At 66.5% G+C, this 18,693-nt stretch carries 19 protein-coding genes and 1 pseudogene; 11 read left to right on the top strand and 9 right to left on the bottom strand.

Going from position 1 to position 18,693, the window contains the following annotated elements:
- Positions 1–21: 21 nt before the first annotated feature.
- Entirely contained in the window at positions 22–483 is a 462-nt protein-coding gene (locus ACFHYQ_RS27410) for a DUF2243 domain-containing protein (RefSeq protein ID WP_394304033.1), read from the top strand.
- 362 nt (positions 484–845) lie between these two features.
- Entirely contained in the window at positions 846–1,034 is a 189-nt protein-coding gene (locus ACFHYQ_RS27405) for a hypothetical protein (protein WP_204017495.1), read from the top strand.
- A 360-nt stretch (positions 1,035–1,394) separates the two neighbouring features.
- On the opposite strand, the gene ACFHYQ_RS27400 is transcribed toward ACFHYQ_RS27405, so the two are convergent.
- Positions 1,395–1,796 (bottom strand): ATP-binding protein, encoded by a 402-nt coding sequence (locus ACFHYQ_RS27400; protein WP_394304032.1) that lies wholly within the window; start codon positions 1,794–1,796, stop codon positions 1,395–1,397.
- A 201-nt stretch (positions 1,797–1,997) separates the two neighbouring features.
- Positions 1,998–2,378 carry an STAS domain-containing protein gene (locus ACFHYQ_RS27395; protein WP_394304031.1) on the bottom strand — a complete coding sequence of 127 codons (381 nt, stop codon included), beginning with the start codon at positions 2,376–2,378 and terminating at the stop codon, positions 1,998–2,000.
- A gap of 370 nt (positions 2,379–2,748) precedes the next feature.
- On the opposite strand from ACFHYQ_RS27395, the gene ACFHYQ_RS27390 reads away from it, so the two are divergent.
- The gene (locus tag ACFHYQ_RS27390) at positions 2,749–3,954 is read left to right on the top strand and encodes a carboxylate-amine ligase (RefSeq protein WP_394304030.1); all 1,206 of its coding nucleotides are present in this window, start codon (positions 2,749–2,751) and stop codon (positions 3,952–3,954) included.
- A gap of 24 nt (positions 3,955–3,978) precedes the next feature.
- Here ACFHYQ_RS27390 and ACFHYQ_RS27385 read toward each other — a convergent pair whose 3' ends face one another.
- Together ACFHYQ_RS27385 and ACFHYQ_RS27380 are read right to left on the bottom strand one after the other, a co-directional pair.
- The gene (locus ACFHYQ_RS27385; RefSeq protein WP_394304029.1) at positions 3,979–5,427 is read right to left on the bottom strand and encodes an aminotransferase class I/II-fold pyridoxal phosphate-dependent enzyme; all 1,449 of its coding nucleotides are present in this window, start codon (positions 5,425–5,427) and stop codon (positions 3,979–3,981) included.
- Between the two features lie 130 nt (positions 5,428–5,557).
- Positions 5,558–5,968 carry an STAS domain-containing protein gene (locus ACFHYQ_RS27380; RefSeq protein ID WP_204017490.1) on the bottom strand — a complete coding sequence of 137 codons (411 nt, stop codon included), beginning with the start codon at positions 5,966–5,968 and terminating at the stop codon, positions 5,558–5,560.
- A 369-nt stretch (positions 5,969–6,337) separates the two neighbouring features.
- Here ACFHYQ_RS27380 and ACFHYQ_RS27375 point away from each other — a divergent pair, with 369 nt between their 5' ends.
- A complete protein-coding gene (locus ACFHYQ_RS27375) occupies positions 6,338–7,522 on the top strand; it encodes a hypothetical protein (RefSeq protein WP_394304028.1) in 1,185 nt (394 codons plus the stop codon).
- A gap of 60 nt (positions 7,523–7,582) precedes the next feature.
- Here the strand turns inward: ACFHYQ_RS27375 and ACFHYQ_RS27370 are convergent, their stop codons facing one another.
- Positions 7,583–8,218, bottom strand: a complete 636-nt coding sequence (locus ACFHYQ_RS27370) for a maleylpyruvate isomerase N-terminal domain-containing protein (RefSeq protein WP_394304027.1) — start codon at positions 8,216–8,218, stop codon at positions 7,583–7,585.
- A gap of 300 nt (positions 8,219–8,518) precedes the next feature.
- On the opposite strand from ACFHYQ_RS27370, the gene ACFHYQ_RS27365 reads away from it, so the two are divergent.
- The gene (locus ACFHYQ_RS27365; RefSeq protein ID WP_394304026.1) at positions 8,519–8,932 is read left to right on the top strand and encodes an SPFH domain-containing protein; all 414 of its coding nucleotides are present in this window, start codon (positions 8,519–8,521) and stop codon (positions 8,930–8,932) included.
- Entirely contained in the window at positions 8,914–9,372 is a 459-nt protein-coding gene (locus ACFHYQ_RS27360; RefSeq protein ID WP_394304025.1) for a hypothetical protein, read from the top strand. The genes ACFHYQ_RS27365 and ACFHYQ_RS27360 overlap by 19 nt, the downstream gene beginning before the upstream one ends.
- A 116-nt stretch (positions 9,373–9,488) precedes the next feature.
- Here the strand turns inward: ACFHYQ_RS27360 and ACFHYQ_RS27355 are convergent, their stop codons facing one another.
- The 4 genes from ACFHYQ_RS27355 to ACFHYQ_RS27340 all read right to left on the bottom strand — a co-directional run bounded on the left by ACFHYQ_RS27355 (position 9,489) and on the right by ACFHYQ_RS27340 (position 14,185).
- A complete protein-coding gene (locus ACFHYQ_RS27355; RefSeq protein ID WP_394304024.1) occupies positions 9,489–10,139 on the bottom strand; it encodes a DUF4352 domain-containing protein in 651 nt (216 codons plus the stop codon).
- 611 nt (positions 10,140–10,750) lie between these two features.
- Entirely contained in the window at positions 10,751–11,170 is a 420-nt protein-coding gene (locus tag ACFHYQ_RS27350; protein ID WP_394304023.1) for a hypothetical protein, read from the bottom strand.
- Positions 11,171–11,341: 171 nt separating this feature from the next.
- Positions 11,342–12,274, bottom strand: a complete 933-nt coding sequence (locus ACFHYQ_RS27345) for a hypothetical protein (protein WP_394304022.1) — start codon at positions 12,272–12,274, stop codon at positions 11,342–11,344.
- A 363-nt stretch (positions 12,275–12,637) separates the two neighbouring features.
- Positions 12,638–14,185: a recombinase family protein gene (locus ACFHYQ_RS27340; RefSeq protein WP_394304021.1), complete on the bottom strand. Its 1,548-nt coding sequence runs from the start codon at positions 14,183–14,185 to the stop codon at positions 12,638–12,640.
- Between the two features lie 79 nt (positions 14,186–14,264).
- On the opposite strand from ACFHYQ_RS27340, the pseudogene ACFHYQ_RS27335 reads away from it, so the two are divergent.
- The 5 genes and pseudogenes from ACFHYQ_RS27335 to ACFHYQ_RS27315 form a co-directional block, all read left to right on the top strand.
- Positions 14,265–14,819: pseudogene (locus tag ACFHYQ_RS27335) on the top strand (SPFH domain-containing protein); the annotation flags it as partial.
- 2 nt (positions 14,820–14,821) lie between these two features.
- Positions 14,822–15,013 carry a type II toxin-antitoxin system antitoxin gene (locus ACFHYQ_RS27330; RefSeq protein ID WP_394304020.1) on the top strand — a complete coding sequence of 64 codons (192 nt, stop codon included), beginning with the start codon at positions 14,822–14,824 and terminating at the stop codon, positions 15,011–15,013.
- 133 nt (positions 15,014–15,146) lie between these two features.
- On the top strand, positions 15,147–15,671 hold the full coding sequence (locus ACFHYQ_RS27325) for a PadR family transcriptional regulator (RefSeq protein ID WP_394304019.1): 525 nt from the start codon (positions 15,147–15,149) through the stop codon (positions 15,669–15,671).
- Positions 15,668–16,357 (top strand): ABC transporter ATP-binding protein, encoded by a 690-nt coding sequence (locus ACFHYQ_RS27320; protein WP_394304018.1) that lies wholly within the window; start codon positions 15,668–15,670, stop codon positions 16,355–16,357. Before ACFHYQ_RS27325 ends, ACFHYQ_RS27320 begins: the two co-directional genes overlap by 4 nt.
- Positions 16,354–18,666, top strand: coding sequence for an ABC transporter permease (locus tag ACFHYQ_RS27315; RefSeq protein ID WP_394304017.1), 2,313 nt, complete (start codon positions 16,354–16,356; stop codon positions 18,664–18,666). The genes ACFHYQ_RS27320 and ACFHYQ_RS27315 overlap by 4 nt, the downstream gene beginning before the upstream one ends.
- Positions 18,667–18,693 lie beyond the last annotated feature (27 nt).

The raw sequence follows: 18,693 nt of genomic DNA, 5'->3' as shown, positions 1-18,693 counted from the left end.
GCGGTATTGTTGCTTTCCGTCATGGCATCGACGCGCGCCGCCGGCCTGGTGCTCGGCCTGGGCATCGGCGGCTTCATCGACGGGATCCTGCTGCACCAGCTGATGGGCTGGCATCACATGCTCAGCGGGTGGTATCCGCATGACGACCGTCTCAACATGATCGGCGACGGGCTGTTCCACGCGGGCTGCCTCGTGCTGGTGATCGTCGGCGTCGCGCTGCTGTCGCGGAGCGGTCCGCATCCCGGACGTGAGCTGCTTGGGTACGGCGTGGCCGGCTGGGGCGTCTTCGATGTCGTCGAGGGCCTCGTGGACCACGAGTTGCTGGGGGTCCATCACGTACGGCCCGGCCCGCATCAGGTCGCCTACGATGTCGGGTTCCTCTTGCTCGGTGCGACCCTCGTCGCGATCGGGCTGTGGGTGGCGAACAGCGCGCGGCGCGGGAGGCGGAGCGGCCGCGCCGCCGGGGACGTTCACCGCGCTTGATGGCCCTCCTCCCAGAAAAATGACGGCGTGTCGCGGCCTGACCCAAAATTCCGGAAAGAGCGGACGGACAAATCGGACAGTAAAATGCTCTTATCGGGACATATCGGGGCTAAAGTATATAGCAAACTGTGATTCGATCGTCACTCTTCGTAGCGTCGGCAGAATGCTGCTCGATCTCCATTGCGTACGCGGCGCGTCAATGTGACCATGAAATCCACCGTCCGGAATCCCCCACCGGGGTTGGCGCGAAGGCGCTGCGGGGATTCCCGTGCGGCCTCGTGACGTCCCGGGGGATTCCCGCTCGGTCCGGCATCTCGGGGGGCATGCGTTCCCCGGGTGGAGCATATGGAGAGGGGGCCACGATGACTACCACTCGGCCCCGCGTACGCGGGGGACGCCGTGACGAGAAGCGGTTTCACGACCCGGAGTTCGGCTCCTGGATCGGAGAGGTGGCGAGAACGGTCCGGGACGTAGTTGACAGCACCCCCCGGACCATCCGCCTCTGCATCCTGATCGCGGTTGCCGCCGCGTCATGGGCGTACCTCAAGTAGCGGTTCACCTGTGGTCGCGGACCCCAGATTAGGGCGAGCAGTCGACCTCGTCGGCCCGATTTACGGGACTCCGACGATAACGAGGTCAACTCCAACGCTTGACAGGGGTCCGCGACCATCATTTTTTGCGCCCGACAGCAAATGACTTGACCCCATTCCCGCTTTATCCCGTGATCTTGTAGTTTCTCGCAGACTTCACCGTTGACCTGGGTTTTTGGCCTTCGTGATCTTGCAGAAGCTCGCACGGACATGGCGTGACCTGGGGGATGGCAATCCGTGATCTTGCAGTACGCGAGACGGTGCAAGATCATGAACCGAGGATTCGCAGGTGACCGGCGGTGTGTGCGAGAAACTACAAGATCACGGGAGGAGGGGGGCCGGGTGCAGGGTCATCGACAGACGGACCCGTGAGTGCCCGGGCGCCTGCTCGATGCTCACCGTGTCGCAGAGCAGGCCGATCAGCCACAACCCGTAGCCACGAGGGGCGTGCGGATCAGGCCGGGGCCGCGGAACGTCGTCGGGACGCAGTCGGCCCGCGTTGTCCACGATGTCGACGGTCAGGTGGTCGTCGTCGTGCCAAATGGTCAGCGTGCCCGATCCGCCTCCGTGCTCGAGCACGTTGATGGCCGCCTCGTTCGCGGCGATGACGACATCGTCCAACCGGGTTCCGGTGAGTCCGGCCTGGACGGCGTAATTGTGGACGTGCTCGCGCAGGGCGGCCAGATCATCCGTGATCGGCCACTGCCGGAGCTGATCTTCCACCTTTCCCTCCTCGATGCCGTCCATTCTCACCCTCACCGCAGGCCCCTCCGCCGAGGCACCGCCGGGATCACCGATCGACCGGTTCGTTTTCCGACACCATGATGGTCTCGGGTGCTTCTGCAACGCTACCGGAACCCGGACCGGCACCCGGACCAAGGGCAGCCGGGCCCGGCAGGGCGTGATTTTCCTTGAAGGGCGGCACTAGCTCGAAGACGACCGGATCCGGGCCCGGGCGCCGCCGAGCGCCTCCGCCAGGTCGGCCGTGACTTCGAATCCCCTGATGAGCCCGGTGATCCGGAACATCTTGGAAAGCCGGGCGTTGAGGTTCACCAGGGAGACGGCTCCGTCGCGCTCGCTCAGGAACTCACGCACGTCGAGCAGCGTCCGCAGGCCGGTCGAGTCGCAGAATTCCAGGGCCGTCAGGTCCAGCACGAGCTCCCGCTGCTCCGGCGCCAGGGCGGCCCGTACGTCCTCGCGGAGTTGGTCGGCGTTGGAATAGTCGAGTGACCCGGTCAGCGCGGCGACCAGAATGCGGTCGTCGCTGCCGTTGGACATCGGGGTCAGTTCGACGGCGGCTGTCACTTGCACACCTCGTCGGACGCTGCGGGAACGGTCAGGGCAGGGGCGCTTCGCCCCGCTGTGGGCGTTGTTCGACAGATCATGCTCTGCCGTACATGATGCGGTGAACGCGTCGCGACGGTTGGCATGTGTAGAGCACTCCCCGGAACTGGCCGCCGGGCAGGCGAGCCTCGATCAGGCCGTCAGCCAGTTTAGGCCACGCGACGGTTCAGGTCACCCGGACGTCACCACCTTCCACCTCGACGGAGACCGCCTCTCTTGCCCGTGTCCTGAGCTCCTCAAGAATCTACAAACGTGGTTTTCCCCGCATCCGCCGGGGAAAACGGCTTTTGACCATTGGCTGCCCCTAGAGGAGAAGCCGGTAAGACCGCCCATGCCTGACGGGACAAAGGGGACCCAGTTCGGCACCGGTCGGGGGACCGCCCCTGCGACGACGGCGAAGGCAGAGGCGGCGGTGCGCCATCCCGTCCCGCGGCTCACTGTGGGAGTGGAGGAGGAGTTCCTGCTCCTCGATCCCGCGACCGGATGTGTCGTCCCCGCTGCCGAGGACGTTCGCCGCCGCGTGGACGGCCGGGTGGCGAGCGGCCTGGTGCCCGAACTGACGCAGTTCCAACTCGAGACCAACAGCACGGTGCACACCGATCTCGGGTGGTTGCAGCGCGAGTTGCTGGAGATGCGCGGGGCCGTGGCCGTGGCGGCCGCCGAGGTGGGAGCGCGGCTCGTCGCCTGCGGTACGGCACTGCACGGCAATGCCGGGATGCCGCCGCTGTCGGTCTGCCCGCGCTATCACGCGATGCTCAAGGAGTTCGGCGCGGTGCTGCGCGGTCAGGGCGTGTGCGGGTGCCATGTCCACGTGGGGATCGGTGACCGTGAGGAGGCCGTGCTCGTCAGCAACCATGCGCGTCCCTGGCTTCCCGTCCTGCAGGCGCTGACCGGAAATTCCCCGATATCCGACTCGGTGGACACCGGATACGCGAGCTGGCGGGCGATGATGATGGGCAGGTGGCCCAGTGCGCGGCCTCCGCCGTACCTCCGCTCCGTAGGCCACTACGAGAGCCTGGTCGACGGCATGCGGGCCAGCGGCGTGATCCTGGATCGTGGGATGATCTACTGGCTCATCCGGCTCTCCGATCACGTGCCCACCCTCGAATTCCGCACCGCCGACTCCTGCGCGACGGTGGCGGAGACCACGATGCTGGCCGGGCTGGTACGTGGGCTGGCGGCCACCGCGCTGCGGGACGTACGGGCCGGCGTGCCCGCTCCGCGGATCGACGACACGCTGCTGAACGCCGCCTGGTGGCGGGCGGCCCGGGACGGGGTCGAGGGCGAAGGGCTCGACCTGATGTCCGGCGGGCGCATGCCCGCCTGGGATCTGGTGGGCCGGTTGGTCGAACACGTACGGCCCGGCCTGGAGGAGAGCGGAGACTGGCCGGTGGTGGCCCGCGTCCTCGGGCGGTTGCGGCGGCGCGGTTCAGGAGCCGCCCGTCAGCGTGCGGTCTACGCGCGGCGGGCCCATCTCCCCGACGTGGCCGACCTGCTCGTCCGGCAGACCCTGGCCTCGCCCGCCGACACCCCCTGACCTCAAATCTCACGCGACGTGGTTTCAGGCGACGACGCGCAGCGTCCGCAGGGTCGGATCGCAGGCGTCGGGGATGTTCATGCCGGCGGCGACGCCGGTGGACACGTAGCGGAGAACGGGAGCAGTGATCAGTTCGCCGGGCGTCAGCGCCGGCGCGCCCGGCGGATAAGGCGTGACCATCTCGGCGATGACCCGGCCGGCGGCCTTCTCGATCGGCACCTGCTCGGTGCGGCCGAAGAAGGCGTCGCGCGGTGACATGACGGTTTCGAGTTCCAGCTCGCCGGGGCCGGGAAGGTCGATCTTCGCGGCCGACGGCAGGTCACCGGCGGCGGCCATGGCCCGCAGGGACTCGACCAGCACGTTAGTCGTCTCCGTGTCGTCACCTACCGTGATCTCCGCGCTGATCCGCCGATGGTCGCTCAGCGCCATGTTGATGTGGGTGCGCTGACGGAGCCAGTCGGCGGCGTGATAACCGTCGGCGCCGAGGCCGGAGACATCAATGACGATCTTCAGGGGGTCGAGCTCGAAGGCGTCGCACGACTCCTTGTCCAGCACCCGCAGGCCGCCGATCCGATTGATCGAAGCGCGGGCGGACATGGCCAGGTTGATGGCGCGGTCGAGCAGCTCCTTGCCCTGTTCGACCATCTGCCTGCGCCAGCCGTCCATCGCCGCGTAGAGCAGGGTGGACGGGCTCGTCGTGCCGAGCAGGTCCTCGCGGGCCCCGAGCACGTTCGGATCGACGCGGTCGCCCTGCAGATGGAAGACGGATCCCTGTTCGAGGCCGTTTCCCATCTTGTGGACACTGGTCACGCACACGTCCGCGCCGGCGTTCATGCCCCAGACGGGCAGACCCTGCGGGTGGAACGGCAGATGGGCGCCCCACGCCTCGTCGACGATGAACGTGCGGTCGTGGCGTACGCACACCTGCTTGATGCCGGCGAGATCGGCGCAGGTGCCGTAGTCGGTGGGGCTCGCGACCAGCACGCCCTTGGCGTCCGGCTCCGCCTTGAAGGCCGCTTCGACCGCGGCGGGCGAGGGCGGATAGGAGAAGTGGAGGTCGGCGTCCCATCCGGGGTGCACCCAGATCGGCTCGACCCCGCTCAGGATCAGCCCGGAGATCACCGACTTGTGCGAGTCGCGCGCGACCAGCAGTTTCTCTCCGGGTCCCGCCACTGACAGCATCGCGCTCTTGACCGACAGGGAGCTGCCGCAGGTGGAGAAGAACGCCTTCTGCGCGTTCACGGCCTCCGCCATCAGCTGCTGGGCCTCCTCGAGCACGCCGCCGGTCATCCTGCGATCGTCCAGCCCGTTCGGAAGCATGACGTCGGCCTTGAAGACGTCCTCCCCGAGCACGGCGAGCACCCGTGGGTCCACCCCCCGTCCCTGCTTGTGCCCGGGCGGCGTGAACGACAGGTCGCCGCGCTCGTGATAGGCGACGAGCGCTTCCAACACGGGCACCCGAGACTGATCCATGGTTTTCCCTCCTCGGGGTTCGCCCGACGGGCACCCGACGGTGGGCGCCGACGCGGACCGATTGAACCGCGTGGCGGGCTCCACCCCCGGAGGGTGGAGCCCGCCACGCCCAAACCATGATCGATAAGGCTCAGGCCAGGCCGCTCAGCGCAGGCCTCTCTCGCCGTTCGCTCATGGTGACGTCACGGACGGGCGCGACCAGCACGTCGGCCAGCGCCTCGGCAGGAGTCGGCCTGATCTTGAGCGTCTCAGTCCCGGTCACGTCGAGCACCAGTCGCAGGACGCCGTGCACTCCGGCGAGGCACATGGATCCGCCGGCTTCCCTCAGAGTGTCGTGCATCTCCAGCAGAGCCTCCAGCCCGTACGAGTCGCAGAACTGGAGCACGGACGCGTCCACCACCAGCCTGACGCGTCCACGCTGGATGAGATCTCTGATCGCGCCACGGAGCACATCCCCGGTGGCGATGTCGAGCTCACCGGCCAGCGCGACCACGGAAGCCGCCTGGTGATCGCTGACAGTAATCTCGAGTGGTATTGCCATATACGCGCCTTCATCCATTTTCGGGGCGTACTGTCTGAAACGACGCTACCCGGCGGTGTGTCAGGTCCTGGTAATGCCGGACGGTCGATGCGTCGGGAGTCCGTCGCCGAGTCCCACGTTCCCGCCACAAAGCGGCAAATCTGTAAAGAACCGTCTGAAGCGGGTCTTTGTCGCGATCACTCTGTCAGATGCCTGGAGTTCCCGGCCGGGGGTGCGGGTAATAATGCCGCGCCGTGCCTTGGTCTGCCTCTGACCAGGGGTATGCCTCCCCTTGGGAGCGATTGGTGTTCCCTTTTCGAACGAGGGACGAATCCGACCACTTGTTCCTGAAAAGGGGGTGCCTCTTGAGATCGTTCGAGATGAGGCTAAATGGAGCTCCTTGTGGCGCTGCTGACCGCGCTGGGCGCGGTCGCCGGCGTGGTGCAGGCAGTCGTCGAACTGATCGAGCGATCAGAGCGCAGGCGCCGCCGCCGAGAGGGCGGCGCCGGACTCGGCGGCCCTGATGCCGAGAGCTTCGAGAGCCCTGGCGTAGGGGGCGGCTTGGGAACCGATGCATCTAATGTCGGTTATGTGACGCCGTTCGGCGCCGCGCCGCCCTTGGACCCGGAGGTGCTCAGCACTTCCTGGCACTCCTGCTTGGCGTACCTCTTCGGGCTCGTCGGCGCTCTGATCTTCCGTCGCGACCCCAGGCCCAAGGTGCGCTTTCACGCCGCTCAATCGCTGCTGCTCGACGTGGTGTCCCTGGGATATCTGACGGTCGGCCTGGTCGCATGGGTGCTCTACAGCGCCGTACGGTATCCGGGGCCGGACGCGGAGATCCCACCGAACGACGCCGTGACCTGGGTATGGGTGCTCACGTCGCTGGCGGGACCGCCCGTGACACATCTTGTACTCGCGCTTCTCGCGCTCATGGGGCGGCATCCGCGGATCCCCGTGTTGTGGAAGGTCGCCGCGACGATCAGCGCCCGCCCGGTCTCGTATTCGGGTTCGACTCCCTCCGACTTCGAAGCCGTCTGGCACCGCGTCGAGCTCTACGAGGGCGCCGAGTTCCGCAGGGCGTGGGGCGGGCGGTTCGTCTACCGGGTACGGGACGGCAGGGTTTGCCCGAGCTGTACGACGATCGACTCTGGCACCGGCATCCTGGGCAGTGGGCTGCTCCGCAGGCTCAGCGCGATCGTGTTCCCGAAGCATGTGCGCGACGGCATCCCTCGGGAGGATTTCGAGCGGGCGTGGCACATCATGCCGGTGCGGGGATCGAGGCAGCTCGATGACGTCATTGGGCGGCCGTATGTGTATGCGATCCTCACCGACCCCCGGGTGAGCCAGACGGAGACCGGAGGACGGAGGAGACACGCCGCGCCGGTGGAGCTGGTGGAGGAACGGCCCTTCGATCCGAGCCTGTTCGCGGGTGTGCTCACGGCTCAGCCCAGTTGTTCCTGGCATGGTCATACATGTGCCCGTCCAGTTGTCGCCGGCGTTCTGGTCCGTGACAAGGGCGGCGAAACCTGGCACGCCGTCTGTGACCATGCCCTCACCGCCCTCCGCCACGCCTGACCTGGCTGCCGATCACTGTTGGGGGCTGGTGCGGCCGCGGCCGCACCCGAGGTCAGCGACTCAGATGGCGGCGATGGTGGCCGGGGCGCGCTCGGCGCGGCTGAGGGCACGCAGGACGGCGGTCGCGCCGTGCCGCTGCACGGCCAGGCGGGACAGCAGGTCGATCACCGTGTCCACGACGGAACCAGGAAGTTCCGGCGTGGGGACGCTGACGCTGACAGCGAGGTCGTCGGAGTGGACCGCGAGCTCCATCATCCGGGTGATCAGCAGGTCGTCGAGCGTCAACGGCCTCCCGCTCCACGGCAGGCCGACCACCCGGTCGCCCGCCGCCGTCAGGCTCTGTGGCAGCTCCTCGATGGTGGCGTCCACGCGGGCGATCAGCACGGCCGGCCCCTCGGCCGCGACCTTCTCACCGCTGTCGCGGACCCTGACGTTGACCTCGGCATCGAGATCGGCCCCGATCCACTGCGCCTTGCGGTAATTCTCCAGGAGAGTAAGGGGCCGCTCCTGCGGCACGGGCGCGGCCAGAGCCTGCGGGACGATCAGGATCTGGTTCGCCAGGTGGGCGGCGAGGCCGCCCACGCTGAACTCCGCGAGCGTGCTCGGGCTGCTCCAGGCGGCGGCGACCACCGGTTCCCGCAGCAGGTCCGCGGCCGATCGGGCCATGGACAGGTAGTCGGTCTTGATCCCGTTCAATCCCGTCTCGCCTCCGAGGCTCGCTCCTGACCTTCGTGGCGTACGGCCCGCCTCTGGCGGGCGGATCATCGAGCGCCGGGACAAGCCTCTCACAGACAGGGGGAACCGCCGTCTGCGAGAGGGGGGCGGGTGTGCCGGCATCCAGGGCGTCGAGCAGTTCGTCCGCCCAGGACGGGTCGTAGGCGTGGCAGCCGCGGGGAACCACCCGATGCCGGGTGAGCAAAATGTCACTCTTGTCGTCAGATAGCTTTGCGCTATCTTGGTGATATCACTTCGATAGCCGACGATAGGAGAGAGGCGATGGAACGGAAGGTGTTCCGGCTGAACGGCTTCGCCGTGCTGCTGGTCCTGCTGGTGCTGGCCGGTGCGCTGGCCGCCGCCTGGCAGAGCACGCTGTCGGGGGCGGACCCGATGCCGTTCGAGGATGGGCTGCCGGAGGGAGCCGGGCCGCTGATCACGCTGACGATCGTGTGGGCGGTGTTCGCCGCGATCATGGCGACGGGCTTCACCGTGATCAACCCGAACGAGGCCAAGGTCGTGCAGTTCCTGGGCCGGTACGTCGGCTCGCTGAGCGCCGCCGGCTTCCAGTGGGTGCTCCCGCTCACCACGAAGCAGCGGGTCACGCTGCGGGTGCGGAACTTCGAAACCTCGAAGATGCTGGAAGCACACACAGCATACATGCCACCATGCGCCACATGGATCACCTGTCACTGAGCGGCAACCCCGTCTACCTCTACCGGCTGCGCGCGAGCATGGCCGAGGCGCACGAGTACCTTGATCGCGAGCTGCGTAACAGCCTGTCCCGGCTCGCACCGCAAGACCTGCCAGGCGTGGCCAAAGACTTCGGTGTGCCCGTGGCAGTCATCCAGAGAATGGTCTCCGATGCGGAAATGCCGGACGCCATTCTTCTTTATTCCGGCATCCAGGCAGCCCGCATCCTTCCCGAGCTACCAGTGGACGCCATATGCGACGTGCGGGACGCACTCGCCATTGAAGACGCAACAGACCGGGACATCCGGGAAGTCGCCCACTATGTCGTCTCCATCGCTGAGCAAGCGCCAATCGACAGTGACATATGGGCCGGTGCCTCCCTCGTGGACAAGATGACCTTCCAGCGCGCAGTCTCCTACGCCCGCACGCTGATCGGCTCGTAGCCGGTGCCCCATGCCGGGCCGAAACCTCGGATACCCCCATGGCCTGAAAGGTCCCCAGAACTGCTTTCAGCCACGAAGATGCCCCCGGCCCGAAGGCCGGGGGCCACTCTCTGCCACTACTTAATGGCGACCTTCACGCCGAAGGAGAACATCGAGTCGTGCAACTCAAGCTCCTTGAGCTTGGCATTCATCGGCACATCGAACAGCAAGATGCTTTTTACTGAGTTGCCGGGGTTGACCTGCTCAATGAAGGAGTTGGAGCCCTTAACGAAAATCGCAGCCCCCGTGTCGGCGTCGAACTCCCGACCCTTGGAGTCTATGAGCTTCTGGTTACTCCCATAGAAGGTCTGGGCCTTGTCGCCGATGTTCCTCACGGTAAGGTGAACCAGCACGTACCGACCCTGGGCCTTCGACGCCGTGAAGCCCTGTCCCACCTGAGAGAGACCCTTCTCAACCTTGGTGACCTTGAAGGAGAACTTGCCATCTTTCACCACATCCCCAATTTTCGGGCGAAGATCCTTGGGTTTGATTTTTGTGGGGCTGGCCTTCGGCGTGGATTTAGGCTCGGCCTGGCTGTCGCTATCAATAGAGGTAGGGGTGTCGGTAGTGTCCGATATAGGGGTGCTGATGTTGTAGGTGGTGGTCTTGGTGCCATTCACACTGCATTTGCCGATCAACACTAGGACCGCCAGGACGCCAATGGAGATCAGGAAGAACTTCAAGCAGCCGCCCATCTTCTTGGGCTGTTGCGGGGCCTGGTAGTACATGGGAGGGGGCTGATTGTGCATGGGGGAATTACCTTTCAGTCCTGATAAAGGAAGAGCCCCCGGCCCGAAGGCCGGGGGCCAATCTGTACCGCTAGCTGCTAGGTGAGGTCAGTATTCGACCGATCCGCCGATCGCTTCCTTCACCGCCGCAGCAAACGACGGGTCGTTGCTAGTGTTGATCCACCAGTTCACACCGAAGATGGACGAAGTAGGACGGGGATGTCTCACGCCACGCATAGATCCGGGGCCGGTCTCGAACGTGACGTTCCCTATCCCCGTCCAGCACGATCCCGTCCCAGCTTGTTACCAGTTGATCTCTCGTAGCGCTCACCGAACTTGGGGTCGATACAGTACAGGCCCGTGGCCTCGAAGGCTGCGTAGAGGGCCTGCGGGAGTAGCGAACCGTCCACCGTCCGCCTGTCGCACGAAGGCCGGGGCCGGTTGAGGTTCTTCCTGGGGTGCCACTGTCACAGTCTCTGTCACAGTCACGGTAGCCGCAGGCTCGGTAGCCGGGGGTTTTTCGACGAGGGGTTGAGGGGTGGCCTGTCCGCCACATCCGGCCACCAGTGCGAGGACTGCAAGGGCCAGGGCGAGCCTCATGAATAAAGCGATCAATTCTTCATCACCTGCCCGCCGAGAGCGTTCTTGACGGCGGCAGCGAATGCGTAATCGCGCCTCGTATTAACCTGCCAGTTCTGTCCACGCACACCAGGAAGCCCGCCGCCGTTGTGAAGGTCGCCTTCGTAGTCCCCAATTAGAATCCTTTGCACGGATGTGTAGACGTCGATATAGCCGCTGCCCGACCAGCAGGTGCCCTTATAAATATAAAGGCTTTTGCTAGCCTTGAACTTGGAGTACTGGGGATCGATGCAGGACATCCCCAGATCGTTGAGGGTCTTGATGAGTTCCTCAGGGGAATCGAACCGTCCGCCGTCCGCCTGTCGTACGAACGTCGAAGCCGGCTCGTCCGCACCGCAACCAGTCGCCAGCATGAGCGCCAGGGCGACCGGAATGATCTTTATGTACTTCATCAGTCCTCTTGTGGGGATGCATGCCCAGTAGTCCGAATACTGACGACTAGGGCATTATGTCCTGTCCGAAATCCCACTTAAAGCACAGGTAGATCACGTTTACGACTGTCTTAGCTCTGGCGTGGTAACGCCCCCCTGTCCCGCGATAGGGGCAGGGGAGCGGAGAGGAGGTCAGGCGGCCGTCTCGTCAGAGAACAGGGTCACGGGGAGCGCCACGGCCTTACCGGCCTTAGTCGACTTGGGGGTGACCTTGGAAGCTTTGCGGACCTTCACGGCCTCCACCTTGGCGGGAACCTCGATCCCAGCAAGAGCGGCCTTGAGCAGGGCCAGGGTCTCCGGGTCCGACAGAACCATCTTGACCGCGTCAGCGGCGGTCATGGCCTGGGAAACCTCGGCGGCCTCTGCCGCCTCAGCCTCACGGGCCGCGTCCACCTCGGCCCACTCCTCATCCGACAGGACCGGGACAACCTTGACCGGCTCAGGGGCGACCGTGGGAGCTCCGGCGGCCTCCGCGTCCACCTCATCCCACACGTCCGACAGGTCGAACGGGGAAACCTCCTCATCCTCCGCGTCGCAACCCGCGACCATGAGAGCGGGGATCTCGACAGGGGTTTCGTTAGTTTCTTCGGAGACCTCATCGTCGGTGTTCTCGACGATGTCCGCCTCGAAGATCACAAAGTCATCCTCGAAGGTTTCCTCAGGCTGGCCCGTGTACACGTAACGCATGCTGGGCCGTCCCCCGGTCCCCTTGGCCGACTGGCCCTTGATCACGGTGACGGCTTCGAGTTGGGCGACGATGTCCCGAAGCTCACTCGCCTTGATCGCGAACGCCTTGTAGATCTCCGTTGCCGTACGGCCCGCCTGCCCAGCCTCCCGAATGAACGCCTCGACCTTGACGGGCATGGAAGCCTCTTCGCTGGCCTCCGCCTCCGGCATGATGTACGCGATCGTTTCGACGGAGTAACTGACGAGAGCCAGGGCGGCGTCAAAGTCGGCCGGGGTGATCTCGTCTCGCCTGTCCGACAGGGCGAACAGAGCCGCAAGGCGGATGCAGTAGGCAAGTGCCCGCTCAGCCATGATCGACATGGCCTCGTTAGTGATCATGGACTCGATTACGGGACGGTGCTTCGCCTCGAAGTGGTCGCGCGGTGTGCGGGCATGAAAAAGCCCCGGTCCATGCGGATTCCGGGGCGAGGGCATGTCAGAAGATCCGGGGTCAGGTGTCACCTGCCCGGCTCGCCCTCGCGATCGGTATTAACCGCATCTCCGTTGCCCTCCTACCTCGCCGCTCAACCCAGCGCCGAACGTAAATTCCACTATATCACTTGATCAAGGAATAGCCAGCACACAGCTATCTTGATCGTGAACTTGAAACACAGGCCGTGTACACGCCGCCTAGTACGGAACTCAGAAACTAAGAAACCCCCGGCGAAACCCCCGGCGCGACGGCCGGGGGTCTGTTGATCGCTAGGCGATGCCCCGCGCGATGCGCTCGATAGCCTCAAGGTCGCCATAGTCGATCTGGTAGGACGTTGCACCGCTGGTGCGGTCGTAAGCGATCGTCACCCGCATCTCTTGCAGGAAGCGGTTCCTCGCCTCGCGGTCGAGGTCCTGCCAGTATTCGGCCACGCTCTGGCCGGTGTCGACGTAGCGGTATCCGGCAGGCTTCACCGGCTGCTTGAGCAGTTCGGCCCGTCGATCGGTCCACTTCTTCATCAGGTTGAAGTACTCGTCTTCGCTGCCATCGAAGAAACCGGCGTACTTCTCACGCCGGATCGTCGCGATGTTCTCCTCAAGTTGCGCCAGCTCGGCCGTGTGATCCTCCCCAGCCATGTGGACCTTCTGTATCCTCGGCAGGTTGCCGAAGCGGTCCATGATCGAGTCCACGAGGATCTCCTCAAGCAGGGGGGCCTGAATTGAGGGGTTGAGGCAGACCGGCTGGAGGCTGCCATTCGAGTTAGCCACGCGGGAGCCGCAGCGGTACCTACGGAAGCGCTCCGCTCCGGAGTAGTGAAGCCCGAGGCCGCAAACACCGCACTTGCCGACCTTCCGCAGCAGCGACGAATTGCGACTTCCTTCGATCTGCCGCTCGGACTTCTTCCCCTTGGTGTTCATGACCTTCTGCAACTGAGCCCACTTGTCCAAAGAGATCAGAGGCTCGCAGTACTCGACCGGCCTACGGTCAGCGCCGGTCACAATGCGAGTGCCGACCTTCTTCCCGTCCTCCAGGATGTCAATCTCAAGCTGACCGATGAGCGTGCGGGAGCGGAGGATGATATTGACGGTCACCGAGTTCCACTCGATCTCCTTCTTCGGCTTACGGCCGGACGCCTCGACCTGGCGTGCCAATGCCGTCTTGATGCCCCGCTTGTTGAGCTGGTGGGCTATCACGCCGCCCGAGGCACCGGAGATTGCCTGCTCTACCATCCAGTGGACGATTTCCGCCTCCTCCGGGTTGGCCTTCAACGTCCAACCGTCGTCAAGCTTCACCGGCATGAAGCCGTAGGGGATACGACCACCGGCCCACCGGCCATTTGCGTGCAGGCTCTTACGAGCCTCCTTGTTCCTTGTCTTGATGTTGTTTAGCTCAAGCTCGGCGAGAATCGCCATGATCTGAGCGACGGCCCGCCCAATGGGCGTGGAGAGGTCTATCGGGTCATCCACGCAAAGGTAGGACTTCTTGTGATCGTCCAGCCATTGGATGAAGCGGGCGAAGTCAAGAATGGAACGGCAGACCCGGTCCAGCTTCCACGAGATCGCAATGTCGAACTCGTCGAATCGCTCATTCAGCCACGGCCCAAGCTCGGGACGCTCCCACGGTGTGGTCTTGTCCGCCGACACCCCGGCGTCGATCGCCCAGCCGACGAGCACGTACTGCTTGGAAGGGTCGCGCCGGTTCAGGTCCTCCACCCGGCGCTCGATGAGAGCCTTCTGCATCTCGACGCTGACCGCGTCGGCGTGAGTCCTAGACTGGCGGATGATGCCCAGGATTCTTACGACTTGTGTGACTGACAAGGGGGTCTCCGTGGTGACTTGGTGCCCCAGTGAACTGGGACAACATGACGTTACCTGCTTGTGTGTATCCGCTTGCTTCGAAACGGCCAAGCTCAAGGTCAACGACGCCGACGGCAACCCGGTGGAGATCGCCGCGGTCGTGGTCTACAAGGTCGTCGACACCGCGCGGGCCGCGTTCTCCGTGGACGACTACGAGGAGTACGTGGCCATTCAGTCCGAGGCGGCCGTACGACACCTGGCCACGAGTCGTCCGTACGACGCGCACGAGGAGGGCCGCACCAGCCTGCGCGACGGCGCCGAGGTGGCCGGGGAGCTCACCGCGGAGTTGCGCGAGCGCACCGACCTGGCCGGCGTCGAGGTCATGGAGGCGCGGATCACCCACCTGGCCTACGCCCCCGAGATCGCCCAGGCCATGCTGGTCCGTCAGCAGGCGGCCCAGGTCGTCGCCGCGCGTACCCGCATCGTCGAGGGCGCGGTCGGTATGGTGGGGCTCGCCCTGGACCGCCTGTCCGAACAGGGAGTGGTCGAACTCGATGAGGAGCGCAAGGCCCAGATGGTGTCCAACCTCCTGGTCGTCCTCTGCGGCGACCGAGCGACCCAGCCGGTGGTCAATGCCGGCAGCCTCTACGCCTGACCATGGTTGAACGGAAGAAGCTCCTGCTCCGGCTTGATCCGGCCGTCTACGAGGCGGTGGCCAGGTGGGCGGCCGACGATCTGCGCAGCATCAACGCCCAGATCGAGTACGGCCTGCGCCTCGCGCTCAAGCACGCGGGTCGCGAGCCCAGGCGGCCCGGCGCGAGCGATCCCGGAGAACCAGAATCCGGGTAGAGGGAATCCGGTGGCGGGCCCGCCGCGTGGGAGGTCCCCGAGCCCCGACCGCTGATCCGTCCTGTCGCCGCACTTCATCTGCTGTACACTCCATCTATACTCTCCATGTATAGCTGAGGTGTACAGTGACGCCATGTCACTTTCCCACACGCTGCTGGGGCTGCTGGAGCGGGGCCCCCGGCACGGGTACGACCTCAAGCAGGAGTTCGACGCCCAGTTCGGCCAGGATCGCCCGCTCCACTACGGCCAGGTCTACGCCACGCTGGCGCGGCTGCTGAAGAACGGGCTGGTCGAGGTCGACGCGGTCGAGCACGGGGCCGGGCCCGAGCGCAAGCGGTACGCGATCACGGCCTCCGGCGTCAGCGACGTGGAGGAATGGCTGTCCCAGCCGGAACGCCCCGAGGTCTACCTGAACAGCACCCTCTACACCAAGGTGGTGCTCGCGCTGCTGACCGGCCGGGACGCCGCCGCGATCCTCGACGTCCAGCGGGCGGCCCACCTCGACCTGATGCGGGAGCTGACCCGGCGCAAGACGCGCGGAGACCTGGCCGACGCGCTGATCTGCGACCACGCCATCTTCCACCTCGAGGCCGACCTGCGCTGGCTGGAGCTGACCAGCGCCAGGCTGGACCGGCTCGCCGAGGAGGTCCGTTCATGACGGGCGAGGCTCCGCTGCTGTCGGCCCGCGACCTCCACAAGACGTACGGTCCGACCCCGGCACTCGACGGGGTGAGCATGGATGTGCGGGCGGGGGAGATCGTGGCCGTCATGGGACCGTCGGGATCGGGCAAGTCGACGCTGATGCACTGCCTGGCCGGGATCGTGCGTCCGGACGCCGGGGAACTGCGGTATCGCGATCGGAACCTGATCAACGCGCCCGACGCCGAACGCAGCGCCCTGCGGCGGAGCGAGTTCGGCTTCGTCTTCCAGTTCGGGCAGCTCGTGCCGGAGCTCACCTGCCTGGAGAACGTGGCGCTGCCGCTGCGGATGGAGGGTGTGCGCCGCAGGGAGGCCGAGCGGCGGGCCGCGCACTGGCTGGACCGGCTCGACGTCGCCGATGTCGCGGGCAAGCGGCCCGGTCAGGTGTCCGGCGGGCAGGGCCAGCGGGTCGCGGTCGCCAGGGCGCTGGTCACCGATCCGGCCGTGGTGTTCGCCGACGAGCCGACCGGCGCGCTCGACTCGCTCAACGGCGAACTGGTGATGCGGCTGCTCACCGAATGCGTCGAGCAGTCGGGAACGGCGGTCGTGCTGGTGACCCATGAGCCGGCCGTCGCCGCCTACTCCCACCGGGAGGTCGTCATGCGGGACGGCAGGATCCGTACGAGCGCGGGGATGGTCCAGTGACCGGGGGTCCGGCGAGTGGCGCGGGCTGGGTGCGGCAGCTCGCGTTCGGCGTACGACTGGCGTTCCGGGGCGGGGCCACCGGGTGGACGCGGGTGGCCCTGACGGCGACCGCCGTCGGCCTCGGCGTCGCTTCTCTGCTGCTGGCGGCCTCCATGCCTAACCTCCTGTCGGCGCGGGACGCCCGTGAGAGAGCCCGCGTCGACTACATCCAGGATCTGGAGCAGCGTGGCGGCGACACTCTGCTGCTCGGCAGGGCCGACACCGAGTTCCACGGCATCAGGATCCGAGGCCGGCTCCTCCAGCCGGAAGGCCCCGCCGCTCCGGTGCCGCCGGGCCTGACCACGCTGCCGAAACCGGGCGAGATGCTCGTGTCGCCGGCGCTGGCCGAGCTGCTGTCCGCACCGGAAAGCGAGCTGCTGCGGGTCAGGCTGGATTACCGGATCGTCGGCCAGATCGGCGACGAGGGCCTGTCCGGGCCGGGTGAGTTCGCGTTCTACGCGGGCGGCGACCGGCTGGAGGGCAGGTCCGGTGTGCAGCGGCTGAACGCCTTCGGAAACACGAATCCGAGCGAAGGACTGAGCCCGCGGCTCATGCTGCTGGTCGTCGTCGCCTTCGTGGTGCTGCTGGCACCGGTAGTGATCTTCATCGCCGCGGCCGTACGGTTCGGCGGCGAGTCGCGTGACCGCCGGCTCGCCGCGCTGCGGCTGATGGGCGCCGACCGGCGGATGACGCGGCGGTACGCCGCCGGGGAGGCGCTGGCGGGCGGGCTGCTGGGGCTGGCCGTCGGCGCCGTGCTCTTCCTGGCCGGACGGCAGCTGATCGGCCGGTTCACCCTGTGGGACATCAGCGTGTTCCCCGCGGACGCCCGACCGAGCCTTCCGCTGACGGTGTCGATCGCCGTCGCCGTACCGGCGCTGGCCGTCGTGGTCAGCCTGGGCGTGCTGCGCAAGGTCGCCGTCGAACCTCTCGGCGTGTTCCGCCGCACCGGGCAGGGCCGCCGGCGGCTGTGGTGGCGGCTCCTGCTCCCGTTCGCCGGGCTGGCCCTCCTCGCTCCGCTGTTCGGCGGTAGGGCGGACACCGATGGGCAGCTCGCCCGCGTACAGGTGGGAGGCGGCGCGGTCCTCCTGCTCGTGGGCGTGGTGACCCTGCTGCCGTGGCTGGTGGAGGCGGTCGTACGGCGGATCGGCGGCGGTGGAGGCGTGTCGTGGCAGCTCGCCGTCCGCCGGATCCAGCTGGACAGCGCCTCCTCCGCCCGACTCGTGAGCGGGGTCGCGGTGGCCGTCGCCGGGGCCATCGCGCTGCAGACCCTGGTCGCCGGCGTGGAGTCCGTCTCGGTCCAGGACACCGGTGCGGATCTCCACCGGGCGCAGGTGAACGTCGTGCTCAGTGAGGGAGCCACGCTCGCCGAAGGCGAGGAGATCAGAGCGCGATTCGCCCGGACCCGGGGCGTGCGCTCCGTCGTGGGCAACGTCAGCGCCGGCGCGTGGGTTCCGGGCGCCGACGAGGGAGTGCAGTTCATGATGGGCACCTGTGCCGATCTGCGCGAGTTCGCAGAGATCACGCGGTGCCGCTCCGGTGACGTCTTCATCACTGAGGACGATCCGGAGGCGAGTGGCGGTGCCGAGCCGCCGCACCCTGGACAGCGGGTCGTGGTCGACGGGACGAACTGGACCATCCCGGCCGGTGCCAGGTGGGTGAAGGGCCGGCGCGCGCCGGACGGAGGCGTGTGGCGCGGGGCGATCCTGGCCATGCCCGGCGCGGCCGCCGACCTGGCGGCGAAGCCGCTGCGGCTGTCGCTCTACCTCGGTCTCGACCGGTCCGACCCGGACGCCGTGGAGCTGGTACGGAACACGGCCGCCGCGATCAGCCCGCTGACGTATGTGTTCGGCATCCAGGAGGTTCAGATCGACAACAAGTTTGCGGGGATTCGCCGGGGGATCCTCGTGGGCACGGTGGCGATCCTGCTGCTGATCGGAGCGAGCATGCTCGCGACCACGCTGGACCAGCTCAGGGAGCGGCGTGCCCTGCTGGCCGCGCTGACCGCCTTCGGGGCCCGGCGCGGCATGCTGACGCGGGCGACGCTGTGGCAGATGGCGGTGCCGGTCGCGCTCGGACTCGTGCCCGCGGTCCTGATCGGCACCGGTCTGGGGCTGGCGCTGCTCGCGATGCTGGGCCTTCCGCTCCACGTCAGCCCGGCGAACCTGCTGGTGACGGTCTCCGCCGGGGCGGGTGTGGTCGCACTGGTGACGCTGGCGAGCCTGCCGGTCCAGCTGCGGCTCATGCGCCCCGAGGGCATGCGCACGGAGTGAGCCGCCCGCGGGAAACACGGGTGAGGC

The sequence above is a fragment of the Sphaerimonospora cavernae genome, from assembly GCF_042435035.1.
Lineage (GTDB): Bacteria > Actinomycetota > Actinomycetes > Streptosporangiales > Streptosporangiaceae > Sphaerimonospora > Sphaerimonospora cavernae.
Note: the sequence above shows the minus strand (reverse complement) of the source record. Positions and strands in the feature narration are given on the sequence as shown.

Coding starts and splice junctions, on each gene's coding strand:
- ACFHYQ_RS27410 (WP_394304033.1), top strand. CDS start 22: ATGGCATCGACGCGCGCCGCCGGCCTGGTGCTCGGCCTGGGCATCGGC.
- ACFHYQ_RS27375 (WP_394304028.1), top strand. CDS start 6,338: ATGGAGCTCCTTGTGGCGCTGCTGACCGCGCTGGGCGCGGTCGCCGGC.
- ACFHYQ_RS27325 (WP_394304019.1), top strand. CDS start 15,147: ATGTCACTTTCCCACACGCTGCTGGGGCTGCTGGAGCGGGGCCCCCGG.
- ACFHYQ_RS27380 (WP_204017490.1), bottom strand. CDS start 5,968: ATGGCAATACCACTCGAGATTACTGTCAGCGATCACCAGGCGGCTTCC.
- ACFHYQ_RS27345 (WP_394304022.1), bottom strand. CDS start 12,274: ATGATCACTAACGAGGCCATGTCGATCATGGCTGAGCGGGCACTTGCC.
- ACFHYQ_RS27385 (WP_394304029.1), bottom strand. CDS start 5,427: ATGGATCAGTCTCGGGTGCCCGTGTTGGAAGCGCTCGTCGCCTATCAC.
- ACFHYQ_RS27355 (WP_394304024.1), bottom strand. CDS start 10,139: ATGTACTACCAGGCCCCGCAACAGCCCAAGAAGATGGGCGGCTGCTTG.
- ACFHYQ_RS27405 (WP_204017495.1), top strand. CDS start 846: ATGACTACCACTCGGCCCCGCGTACGCGGGGGACGCCGTGACGAGAAG.
- ACFHYQ_RS27390 (WP_394304030.1), top strand. CDS start 2,749: ATGCCTGACGGGACAAAGGGGACCCAGTTCGGCACCGGTCGGGGGACC.
- ACFHYQ_RS27320 (WP_394304018.1), top strand. CDS start 15,668: ATGACGGGCGAGGCTCCGCTGCTGTCGGCCCGCGACCTCCACAAGACG.
- ACFHYQ_RS27330 (WP_394304020.1), top strand. CDS start 14,822: ATGGTTGAACGGAAGAAGCTCCTGCTCCGGCTTGATCCGGCCGTCTAC.
- ACFHYQ_RS27350 (WP_394304023.1), bottom strand. CDS start 11,170: ATGAAGTACATAAAGATCATTCCGGTCGCCCTGGCGCTCATGCTGGCG.
- ACFHYQ_RS27360 (WP_394304025.1), top strand. CDS start 8,914: ATGGATCACCTGTCACTGAGCGGCAACCCCGTCTACCTCTACCGGCTG.
- ACFHYQ_RS27365 (WP_394304026.1), top strand. CDS start 8,519: ATGGAACGGAAGGTGTTCCGGCTGAACGGCTTCGCCGTGCTGCTGGTC.